We start from the raw sequence: 9,545 nt of genomic DNA, 5'->3' as shown, positions 1-9,545 counted from the left end.
TTCCGCGAAGGGGATGGCAGTGATGTGGTTTCTGACTTTACCCTAGGGGAAGATTGGTTGGGGTTGGCGGAGGGAATTACCTTTGCCGATTTGAATATTACTCAAGGTAACAATCAAGCGAATATTGCCCTTGCGAGTACGGGGGAAATATTAGCCTCGGTGGCTGGAATTAATGCGAATGCGCTGACGGAGATTTATTTTACTTTGGTTTAGCGATCGCGCTGTAATTTCAGGCGATCGCCTCCCGGGAGATAGTGCGTTAACCTCACTTGCGAGAACCGATCGCGGCGATCGCCACTCCCACCAGCACAACCACCCCCCCGACTAACACCGAGATTCCGGGAATTTCGCCAAACACCAGAAATCCCAGTATGCTGGCGCACACGGGTTCAAAGAGAATCGCCAAGGTGACGACGGTGGGCGAAATCCAACTGATAGCCCAGTTAAAGCTGGTATGTCCCACTAATTGGGGAATCGCCGCCATTAGCACAATATAGAGGTAAACCTCGGGGGAATACCCGGTATAGCTGGCATTAAACAGGAAGGGCATGGGCAACAGCAGTAAAGCGGCGGTGGCGTAAGCGATCGCGCTGTAACCGCCGATGCCCATGCCCCGTTTTTGTGCCTCGCGCCCCAGTAACAAATACCAGCTCACAGTCCAAGAGCCTACCAGCGCCAGGAAATTACCGAGTAGCGGATTGCTACCTGCGTAGCTACTGTTATTGCTGCCCAACCCGACGATCGCTCCCCCAACTAGGGCGATCGCAATCCCCATCGAAGTTTGGCGCGAGGGTTTCTCCCCCAACCACAGCCAAGAAAAAAGCGCGATCCACACCGGATTCGTGGTCACAATGGTAGTGGATGCCGCAATTGAAGTATAAGAAAGCGAGGTAATCCAACTGGCGAAATGGACTGTCAAACAGGCACCCGCCGCTACCGCATACCCCAGGGCACTGCGCGGGATCCGGTTGCGGTAAATTTTGCCCCATGCAGGCAACAACATCAGCGCCGCCACGGTTAAGCGAGAGGCGGCTAACACCAAGCTAAACCCCGCCCCGCGCAGGTCAGCCGCATCTAAGGCCAAACGAATTAAAATCGCCGCCGTGGACACCGCCAATACGCCGCAGGTCAGGATAAAGCAGACTTTCCAAGGAGAGGGTTTCATCGCTAACAGTTAAATTCTGTAATTATAGCACTCTCTGGCCGGTGTCAATGTTATGGAAGGCGAAAACTTTCCCCACCCCGGTGAAATGCCTACATGTATCTCCATCTCTCTTGTGAATATTCAACCGCTACAGGAATGGGGTTGATGTTATAATGTCTCCCGATCGCCTCCCTGGGAAAAATGGCAAACCCCTCCCCATTCCCCGAAAAATCAGCAGCGCGTATTCACGGGCACAAACCAACTTAACAGATTCTTCTTTCTCTTGATAGAAGCAATGGCTTTCCTAAGAAGGATATTCTGGCTTTTAAGCGATGGCGCAATTGCGATCGCAACATCTGAAATGTTACCACTGGAGCATTTCCACGAATCCCTCGCTTTGGCGGGATTCATTTCCCAGCAGATTAATCTCTGTAAGGCAGTTGACATTCACTCCCTCGATTTTCCGAGATTCATTGCCAAAGCAATAAATTTTTGTCAAGCTTTTACATTATCACCCTAAATGCTTCAAACCCTACTCAACTCTAAAAACGCGAGCGACAACAGCGATTTAAGACGGATTCTATGTTTCTATTTTAACCAGAGCGATCGCATAGTGCTGCTCAAAAGTAAAAACTTCCCCAGTAAGCATTTTGAGCGGGTGGTTTTTCCCAACCAGCGTTTCATGTTTGAAGCAGTTCCCCACGCCGATTTAGAAGTTCATATCGGTGACAGCGGGGGTTGGACCGTGACCGAAGTCATCCCCTGCGATCGCTTGCAGGTGAAAGAAGGATAAGACCCCAGTGACCCTGACCGGGAAATGGGTAAAAGCCCGTTATCCAGCGGTTTTACCCCTCGGTTTCCCCGGAAATATTCACCTTTTGATTTTACCCTCGTTGTTTTGAAGACCACAAAACCGTTAACCGAATTTTGGAAACCTTAGCGCTTTATTTTGAGGCAAACTATGGTGCAGCAAGTGGGAACACTCTATTGGCAAATTATCAATGATGTCCTGGAAAAAATTTCCACAGAATATCCCCTTTATCCTTATCGCATCGCCTTGCGCGATCGCTTACTCCGCGAAAAGCTAATTTCCCATGTCATCGAACAAATTCCCCCCTCCTCCTTTTCCCAAAGTCGCTTTCAGCAGATAGAACCGCTCATTCGTCAGAGCATTCGCGACTTCGTACAATAATAAAGCAAAAAAAACCCCCTACCATTCTATCCATCTGCCGAGAATGTAAAAAATACCAGCAACATTTTGCAGGCTAGACCCCAATTCACAAACAGTGGAGACTAAAATAATGCCACAACAAACTTTAATAAAATGGCAACACTTTTTTCTGTGGATATTAGAATTTTTTCGGGTAGCCTGGTGGGTAGAAATCGTCACGGTGAATCCCTGCTGCATCTACTACTTTGGCCCCTTTTCTACAGCGAATCACGCCAAACGCGATCGCGACGGCTACATCGAAGACCTGAGAGCGGAATCCGCCACAGTCATCGCCGTTCATTTAAAACGCTGTCAGCCACACAAGCTCACCGTTTTGGAAGATGAATTATTGGACTCCCTCGACAGCAGTATAAAGCCGAATCTGCCTCGCTTGGCTCGTATATACAACACTTAGTTTACCGACTAGCTGTAGGGTGGCTTTCGAGTTTGCCACCCTACCCGTGAGGTTGGTGCTACCCTTTTCCGGTTTTTTATGCTAAGTGATGTTATGCCATCACCATACCGCCATCCACATTAATGGCTTGGCCGGTGATATAAGCCGCTGCCGGATCTGCCGCCAGGAAGCGAACCAAGCCGGCTACTTCTTCCGGTTCGCCATACCGCCCGAGGGGAATGAACTTGAGAATTTCTTCAGTGCCCTTGAGATCCTTGGTCATATCGGTAGCAATAAATCCAGGGGCAACGGCGTTGGCGGTAATCCCGCGACCGGCCAATTCTTTGGCAATGGTTTTGGTAAAGCCAATCACCCCCGCTTTAGCGGCGCTGTAGTTGGCTTGACCGGGGTTGCCCATTTGACCGGCCACTGAGGCAATATTGATAATCCGACCGGTTTTTTTCTTGAGCATGATTTTGCTAACGGCGCGGGTACAGAGGAAGACGCCGGTGAGATTCAGGTCAATCACGGCTTGCCAGTCTTCCGGTTTCATCCGCAGCAGCAGGGTATCGCGGGTGATGCCGGCATTGTTGACGAGTACATCGATGGTGCCCCATTTTTCCTGGACCGCACAGATCAGGCTGTCCACTTGGTCGGCTTTGGACACATCGGCTTGCAAGGCGATCGCCGTCCCCCCTGCTTCGGTAATTTCCGCCACCACTGCATCCGCCGCATCACTGGAACTGGCATAGTTAATCGCTACCTTCGCTCCTTCTGTAGCTAAAGCGAGGGCGATCGCCCGTCCAATTCCGCGCGAGGCCCCCGTCACCACGGCGACGCGATCGCGCAATCTTTGCAACTGTTCCGGTAATCCTTCCATTTCCCTTCTAAATCTGTAACGCACTACACTATCTTACGGTAAAACCCGCCCCTAAACTGCCCCGAATTCCCTACCCTCTGCCCAGAAACCCCCGCTATCATAGAATCAAATCAGTCGTTACTATCGGCTCAATTGAGCCGTTTTATGCTATGGCAGTCAAAAAACAGTTCACAAGCTTTGAAGAAATGCTCGCCGAGTCCGATTTACCCGTTCTGGTGGATTTTTACGCCGATTGGTGCGGGCCTTGTCAGATGATGGCCTCGGTTCTCAGTGAAGTCAGTGCCAAAATGAAAAATCGGGTAAAAATTGTCAAAATCGACACGGAAAAATATACCCAATTGGCCACAGACCATCACATTCACGCTTTGCCCACCTTGGTTCTGTTTAAAAATGGCAAACCCTTGCAGCGTTTTGAGGGATTTATGCCCAGCGATCGCCTGATTCAACAACTCGAACCCCTGCTGTAATCTCTGCGATCGCCTTGTCGGTTCAGCGGTTTTCTTCTATCATTAAACCACCAACACTCTGGTTTTCGGTGTCCGGTGGGTATTGCCCACCCTACGGTTTAATTGTACGATGTCCGGTGGGCATTGCCTACCCCACGGCTTGCAGGGTCAACAGACAAAATGAACACTCCCAGTCATGCTATTATCAACTTGGCAATTGTCACTAACCTGCCCCTGACGCAAGCTAATCTCGCGGTAGTTGTCGGGGCGATTTTACCCGATTTGCCCATTTTTATCTTTTATTTTTGGGCAAAATTCGTTCTCAAACAACCGGAAGCAAAAATCTGGACCGAATCTTATTGGCAACCTCAGATGCAAACTTGGGTTGCCTTATTGCATTCCATTCCCCTAGCCAGTTTTGCCGCCATCATTTCTCATTATTTTGGCTGGCCCATTCTGGAACTTATTTTTATCAGCATGGTGCTGCATTCATTAGGAGATTTGCCCGTTCACCACGATGACGCCCATCGGCATTTTTTCCCCTTACACGATTATCGATTTATCAGTCCGATTTCCTATTGGGATCCGAAGCGATACGGGCAGGTAGTGGCGTTAATAGAAATCATCCTGGTTGGTTTGGCAACGGTGAATGTTTTTCCCTCGGTAGAGTCGGGGTTCGGCAAAGGATTGATGCTAGCCGTTAACGGGTTTTATGTGGCGGCGTATCTCTATTTTAACCGTCGTTTTCTGGCCACGGGCAGTTAAAAAATTACCCCGAAAAAGGCAATGCCAATCGATGCGCCAGTTTCCCCCCGGGCAATTTGATGTTAACTGCGGCGGATATTGAAGCAACACCAATCTTGTCGTCGCCAGAGGGTAGCAACCACCCAGCCATTTTGTTCTAGGGTATCGGCAACCGGTTTGGCTTGTTCGAGCAATACGCCACTGATAATGCCCCAGGTACTCGGTTTGGCGATCGCATCCATTTGCGGAATTAAATCGATAATCACTTCCGCCAAAATATTGCAGACAATTCCATCCACCGGTTCGGAAATTAGTTGCTTCACCCGCTCCACACTGCCGAGTTTTGTCACTAATTTCTGGTCGGGAATCTTGTTTAAATCTCGATTGCGACGAGTCGATCGCACCGCCAGGGTATCCGTATCCACAGCGTAGAGCTTTTTCGCCCCCAGCAGAATTGCGCCAATGGATAAAATCCCCGATCCGCAGCCAATATCGGCGATCGTTGGTTCGGTTTCTTCAAATCCCAAGCGCATTTCCAACGCCTCCAGGCATAGCTGAGTGGTGGGATGTGCCCCGGTACCAAATGCCGCCCCCGGATCCAAGCGTAGTACGATGCGATCGGTTTCCGGGATGGGCAACCAGGCGGGATTAATCAAAAAGCGATCGCCCAATTCTTCCGGTTTCCAGTGCTTCTTCCAACTGGTGGACCAATCTTCTTCCTCAATCAAACTCCACTGCACCGCCGGAATCGGCATATTCACGCAGAGGGCATCTTGTCGCAACAGCAGCGACAGCGCCGCCAAATCCAGCAACTGCGCTTTCTCTTGGGGCAAATAGGCCAATACTAAGCAGGAATGACCCTTAATCTCACTGGCAGTTCCCCGACAGCCAAAGCTTTCCAGTCGCAAGAAGAAAATATCTTCCAAATCTGGATCGCATAGCACTTGAATTTCCCACCAGTTGTTCGCCATAATCGGTCAATTCAGCTTTCAGGTTGGACAGCAACGGTTTGTTCGCGTTCGGGGTTTAGGTGCCCGGTTTTCCGTGGGTCAGGCATCCCGCTGAAACGGGTTTTACGCGCAGGCGCAAGCCACCGGCGAAAGCCCCTGCTTGTTCCCCACCCCTGACACCTAAACGCTCGGTTATGGCGATTCGGCTCAGGGGACTGTTATAACGTTACCGTATAGGCGTCCCGAATGCCTGGAACTTTCATAATTTCAGCCAAAATTCCCTCGGGCAGGGGATCGTCGAGGCTCAGCACCATCACCGCATCGCCGCGCACGATTTTGCGCCCTACCTGCATACTGGCAATATTCACGTTAAAGCTGCCCAGTAGGGAACCGATTTTGCCGATAATCCCGGGCATATCCCGGTGTCTGGTAAACAGCATGTGCCCGGTGGGTGGGACGTTAATCGGAAATTCATCAATATCGGTAATCCGAATTTCCCCATCCCCTAACAGGGCACCGGTGACGGTGTGATCCCCGAGGGATCCCTTGGCTTCTAAATGCAAGGATCCGGCATAATCCCGAATCGAGGCATCCCGGGTTTCAATTACCCGAATGCCTCGCTCTTTGGCTTCGATGCTGGCATTGACGTAGTTGACTCGTTCGCGCAAAGCTTGGGAGAGCAATCCTTTTAATGCGGCAACCACCACTGGTTGCTGGCTTTCTTTATTCGCTACATCTCCTTGCAGTCGGACATTGAGCAGTTCCACTCGTCCCCCCGCCAACTGACCCACCAAATTCCCTAGGGTTTCGGCTAATTTCAGGTAAGGGCGGAGTTTTTCTAACGCATCGGGATACAGTCCGGGAATGTTCACTGCCGATCTCGCCGGCAACCCCAGCAATACGTCTCTAATTTGCTCGGCAACATCAATGGCGACGTTGACTTGCGCTTCTGCGGTAGAAGCACCCAGGTGGGGGGTGAGAATCGCTTCTTTGCCTAAGCTTCGCAGGGGGGAATCTTCCTCTAGGGGTTCGTTTTCATACACGTCTAATGCCGCCCCGGCAATTCGCCCCTCTTTTAAGGCTTCGGCTAAGGCTTTTTCGTCGATAATCCCGCCTCGGGCGCAGTTGATAATCCGCGTGGTGGGCTTCATCTTGGCGATCGCTTCCGCATTGATGAGATTTGCCGTCTCTGCGGTTTTGGGAATGTGCAAGGTGATGTAATCGGCTTCTCTAAATAGCAGATCCAAGTCCACTAACCGACAACCGATATGATCGGCCCGTTCTGCGGAAATAAACGGATCGTAGGCAATCAGTTTCATGCCCATTGCTTTGGCCGCAACGGCCACATGAGAGCCTATTTTGCCCAATCCTACGATGCCGATGGTTTTTTTGTAAACCTCGGCTCCCACGTAGCTTTTTCGATCCCATTTGCCGCTTTTGACGGATTGATTCGCGTTGGGAATGTAGCGCGATAGGGCCAGCATCATGGCAAGGGCATGTTCGGCGGCGGCGATCGTGTTCCCTTCTGGGGAATTGACTACTACAATTCCTTTTCGGGTGGCGGCTTGCACGTCTACGTTATCTACGCCCACACCAGCACGCCCAATGATTTTTAGCTGTGTCCCCGCTTCTACTATCTCTTGGGTGACGCGGGTCCCGGACCGAATCATCAGGGCATCGTACTCGGGGACGATTTTGATTAATTCTTCGTTTGACAGTCCGGTTTGGACGTCAACTTGGGCAACTTGAGAAATAATATCGATCCCAGCTTGGTCTATCGGATCGGAAACAAGAACTTTTGGCATGGTCAGCAGGTTGGTTGCAACAGGTTTACAGCAGTTTCTTTTGGGCAGAGGCGCTCTGTTGACTCGTCGATCGCCTCTGATTGGCGCAACGAGTTACCTTTTTTCCGCTCCTCTCCTCCCCCTTTGCTTGTGGTGGCAGATTCAAGCCCCTATTGGCGCGTTTTCCTCTCCCACGCAAAGTTGCTGCAGTAGGTCATTGTAACTGCAAAGCGTACTCTTTTATACAGATTGGCGGAAATTCTTCACTTTTATTTTATTAATTCTCTTGCTTTTCGTGTTTTTGCCCCCCAATTCCCTAACCTGTTTTGGATCCGCCTGGGTGCGGCGATCGCTGGGGATTGCTTTACTTTTCTCGCGCGGCGATCGTCTGCTGCTTTGCGATTCTGTGCTGAATTTTCTGGTTTTTACGACCCAAATATAGCCGTTTTGCTTCGTTTCACCCCTGGCGCTGATGTTGGCGCTGTGCCAAATCCTCCTTCGTCTCCATGCTTTTCCTCTTTCCCGGAACTGTGCGATCGCCACGGATTTTTTTCCTCCATCCGCGATCGCCTCGCCTTCCATCCGCAGGTTCGGTCTGCGTCCAAAACCAACGGGCGGTTTGCAATGGTGCTGTTTTTTCGGCTACTTTCGCCGCGCGATCGGCACTTTCTGTATCCGGAAAATCCTCGGACCAATCCTTCCCAATTTCACCCTTTCTCCGGGTTCAATTCTGATTTTTCTCCCTCCTATGTCCCTCCTCCCTAGGAAATGAACCGAGGGGAAATTTTTCACCCGAGCCATCTTCGGCGTTACCCAAAACCGATATAATATCCACAGCGCCTATTCTAATGGCTGCAACCCCCTGCGGTTGAACCTTGTCTAACCCACCCGATAACTAACATTGAAATCTGCAATGAACTATCTCGTTGCCGTTGTGCCCGATCGCATTCAAGCTGAAGCTGCCTACTCCGCTCTCGAAAAAGAAGGCTTGCCCATGAACCAAGTAACCATTCTCGGCAGAGGCTACAAAACTGCCGATGAATACGGTCTCATCGACCCCAACGAACAAGCCATCAAACAAACCAAATTAATGGCAACTTGGCTGGTTCCGTTTGGCTTCGCCGCCGGTGCCACATTTAGTGTCATCACCGGTCTGAATACCTTTGCCTGGGCCGGTGAACTGGGTAATCACTTCATCGGGGGTCTCCTCGGTGCCGCCTCCGGTGCAATGGGCAGCTTTTTTGTCGGCGGCGGCGCAGGTATCGCCTTTGGCAGTGGCGACGCTTTGCCCTATCGCAACCGCCTCAATGCCGGGAAATACCTGCTCGTGGTCAATGGTTCCCCCACCACCGTCAACCAATCTAGCCGCATCCTCCGTCAATTCGACCCGGAAAGTCTCAAAAGTTACTCCCAAGCTTAGCACTGGGTCTGCCAATCCCCTCTCACCTACCTCCCGCAATTTGCGCTCTTTCCTCCGAAGTGAGGCTATTCTCTCCATATCCCTCGTTCCCCCACCGCTCCCGGGAACGAGGATTTTTGTAGCAACAATTGAATCTTACGTATGTTGCTACACCAAGCTTGTCGAACTCTCGCAAAAAAAAATTTCTCCACCCCCTTGACAACCCTTACCACTTGACAGTATTATGAACATAATGGAAAAGGTGCGGCCATATATATAGGAGGTTGCCCCTCCACCATCCAATTATCCCGCAGCCAAAGCAACCTCGGCGAATCGCTTACCTCCCTCCCGCTCTACTCCCAAATCCCGCCGATTTCTTGTGGCAACAATTGAATCTTACGAATGTAACTACAAAATAACAGTTATTTCTTTCATCCGCCCCCTCACTCAGGACTCAGCAGGGAAGCACAGCACAAGCGAAACCCGAGGTTCCTCCATCCGTTTTTTGGCTCGAGTTGGCGGCGCTGCGTGGCACGGCACATCCTGGGGATGAAATTCCAAGACCCTCCACGCCGCATCCGGTACCCAGAATCT

General features: G+C 50.9%; 12 protein-coding genes. 7 read left to right on the top strand and 5 right to left on the bottom strand.

Features of this window, described 5'->3' with window-relative positions; translation table 11 throughout:
- Nucleotides 1-213 (top strand): hypothetical protein (locus AC0QH1_RS03280; protein WP_324629409.1); only part of this gene is annotated, 213 nt, incomplete at its 5' end.
- A 52-nt stretch (nucleotides 214-265) separates the two neighbouring features.
- Here the strand turns inward: AC0QH1_RS03280 and AC0QH1_RS03275 are convergent.
- On the bottom strand, nucleotides 266-1,165 hold the full coding sequence (locus AC0QH1_RS03275; RefSeq protein ID WP_324629408.1) for a DMT family transporter: 900 nt from the start codon (nucleotides 1,163-1,165) through the stop codon (nucleotides 266-268).
- 499 nt (nucleotides 1,166-1,664) lie between these two features.
- Between AC0QH1_RS03275 and AC0QH1_RS03270 the strand changes: the two genes are divergently transcribed.
- The 3 genes from AC0QH1_RS03270 (at nucleotide 1,665) to AC0QH1_RS03260 (ending at nucleotide 2,769) form a co-directional block, all read left to right on the top strand.
- Nucleotides 1,665-1,937, top strand: a complete 273-nt coding sequence (locus tag AC0QH1_RS03270; RefSeq protein ID WP_324629406.1) for a DUF1830 domain-containing protein — start codon at nucleotides 1,665-1,667, stop codon at nucleotides 1,935-1,937.
- Between the two features lie 168 nt (nucleotides 1,938-2,105).
- Nucleotides 2,106-2,336, top strand: a complete 231-nt coding sequence (locus AC0QH1_RS03265; RefSeq protein ID WP_324629404.1) for a hypothetical protein — start codon at nucleotides 2,106-2,108, stop codon at nucleotides 2,334-2,336.
- Between the two features lie 109 nt (nucleotides 2,337-2,445).
- The gene (locus tag AC0QH1_RS03260) at nucleotides 2,446-2,769 is read left to right on the top strand and encodes a DUF1816 domain-containing protein (RefSeq protein WP_324629403.1); all 324 of its coding nucleotides are present in this window, start codon (nucleotides 2,446-2,448) and stop codon (nucleotides 2,767-2,769) included.
- Between the two features lie 91 nt (nucleotides 2,770-2,860).
- On the opposite strand, the gene fabG is transcribed toward AC0QH1_RS03260, so the two are convergent.
- Entirely contained in the window at nucleotides 2,861-3,628 is a 768-nt protein-coding gene (gene fabG / locus AC0QH1_RS03255; RefSeq protein ID WP_324629402.1) for a 3-oxoacyl-[acyl-carrier-protein] reductase, read from the bottom strand.
- A gap of 149 nt (nucleotides 3,629-3,777) precedes the next feature.
- On the opposite strand from fabG, the gene trxA reads away from it, so the two are divergent.
- Both trxA and AC0QH1_RS03245 read left to right on the top strand, forming a co-directional pair.
- Nucleotides 3,778-4,095, top strand: a complete 318-nt coding sequence (trxA, locus tag AC0QH1_RS03250) for a thioredoxin (RefSeq protein WP_324629401.1) — start codon at nucleotides 3,778-3,780, stop codon at nucleotides 4,093-4,095.
- 159 nt (nucleotides 4,096-4,254) lie between these two features.
- Nucleotides 4,255-4,839: a hypothetical protein gene (locus AC0QH1_RS03245; RefSeq protein WP_324629400.1), complete on the top strand. Its 585-nt coding sequence runs from the start codon at nucleotides 4,255-4,257 to the stop codon at nucleotides 4,837-4,839.
- A gap of 62 nt (nucleotides 4,840-4,901) precedes the next feature.
- On the opposite strand, the gene prmA is transcribed toward AC0QH1_RS03245, so the two are convergent.
- The 3 genes from prmA to AC0QH1_RS03230 form a co-directional block, all read right to left on the bottom strand.
- The gene (prmA, locus tag AC0QH1_RS03240; RefSeq protein ID WP_324629399.1) at nucleotides 4,902-5,789 is read right to left on the bottom strand and encodes a 50S ribosomal protein L11 methyltransferase; all 888 of its coding nucleotides are present in this window, start codon (nucleotides 5,787-5,789) and stop codon (nucleotides 4,902-4,904) included.
- A 197-nt stretch (nucleotides 5,790-5,986) separates the two neighbouring features.
- On the bottom strand, nucleotides 5,987-7,573 hold the full coding sequence (serA, locus tag AC0QH1_RS03235) for a phosphoglycerate dehydrogenase (RefSeq protein ID WP_324629398.1): 1,587 nt from the start codon (nucleotides 7,571-7,573) through the stop codon (nucleotides 5,987-5,989).
- Nucleotides 7,574-7,977: 404 nt separating this feature from the next.
- Entirely contained in the window at nucleotides 7,978-8,157 is a 180-nt protein-coding gene (locus AC0QH1_RS03230) for a hypothetical protein (RefSeq protein WP_324629397.1), read from the bottom strand.
- Between the two features lie 308 nt (nucleotides 8,158-8,465).
- On the opposite strand from AC0QH1_RS03230, the gene AC0QH1_RS03225 reads away from it, so the two are divergent.
- On the top strand, nucleotides 8,466-8,972 hold the full coding sequence (locus tag AC0QH1_RS03225) for a hypothetical protein (protein ID WP_324629396.1): 507 nt from the start codon (nucleotides 8,466-8,468) through the stop codon (nucleotides 8,970-8,972).
- Nucleotides 8,973-9,545: the final 573 nt, after the last annotated feature.

The sequence above is a fragment of the Phormidium sp. CCY1219 genome, assembly GCF_055795085.1.
The sequence above is the reverse complement of the archived record's forward strand: the minus strand, read 5'-3'. Positions and strand labels throughout refer to the sequence as shown.

Excerpts from the sequence above, each read along its gene's own strand:
- AC0QH1_RS03225 (WP_324629396.1), top strand. The coding sequence starts at position 8,466 with ATGAACTATCTCGTTGCCGTTGTGCCCGATCGCATTCAAGCTGAAGCT.
- fabG (WP_324629402.1), bottom strand. The coding sequence starts at position 3,628 with ATGGAAGGATTACCGGAACAGTTGCAAAGATTGCGCGATCGCGTCGCC.
- serA (WP_324629398.1), bottom strand. The coding sequence starts at position 7,573 with ATGCCAAAAGTTCTTGTTTCCGATCCGATAGACCAAGCTGGGATCGAT.
- trxA (WP_324629401.1), top strand. The coding sequence starts at position 3,778 with ATGGCAGTCAAAAAACAGTTCACAAGCTTTGAAGAAATGCTCGCCGAG.
- AC0QH1_RS03265 (WP_324629404.1), top strand. The coding sequence starts at position 2,106 with ATGGTGCAGCAAGTGGGAACACTCTATTGGCAAATTATCAATGATGTC.
- prmA (WP_324629399.1), bottom strand. The coding sequence starts at position 5,789 with ATGGCGAACAACTGGTGGGAAATTCAAGTGCTATGCGATCCAGATTTG.
- AC0QH1_RS03270 (WP_324629406.1), top strand. The coding sequence starts at position 1,665 with ATGCTTCAAACCCTACTCAACTCTAAAAACGCGAGCGACAACAGCGAT.
- AC0QH1_RS03260 (WP_324629403.1), top strand. The coding sequence starts at position 2,446 with ATGCCACAACAAACTTTAATAAAATGGCAACACTTTTTTCTGTGGATA.
- AC0QH1_RS03275 (WP_324629408.1), bottom strand. The coding sequence starts at position 1,165 with ATGAAACCCTCTCCTTGGAAAGTCTGCTTTATCCTGACCTGCGGCGTA.
- AC0QH1_RS03245 (WP_324629400.1), top strand. The coding sequence starts at position 4,255 with ATGAACACTCCCAGTCATGCTATTATCAACTTGGCAATTGTCACTAAC.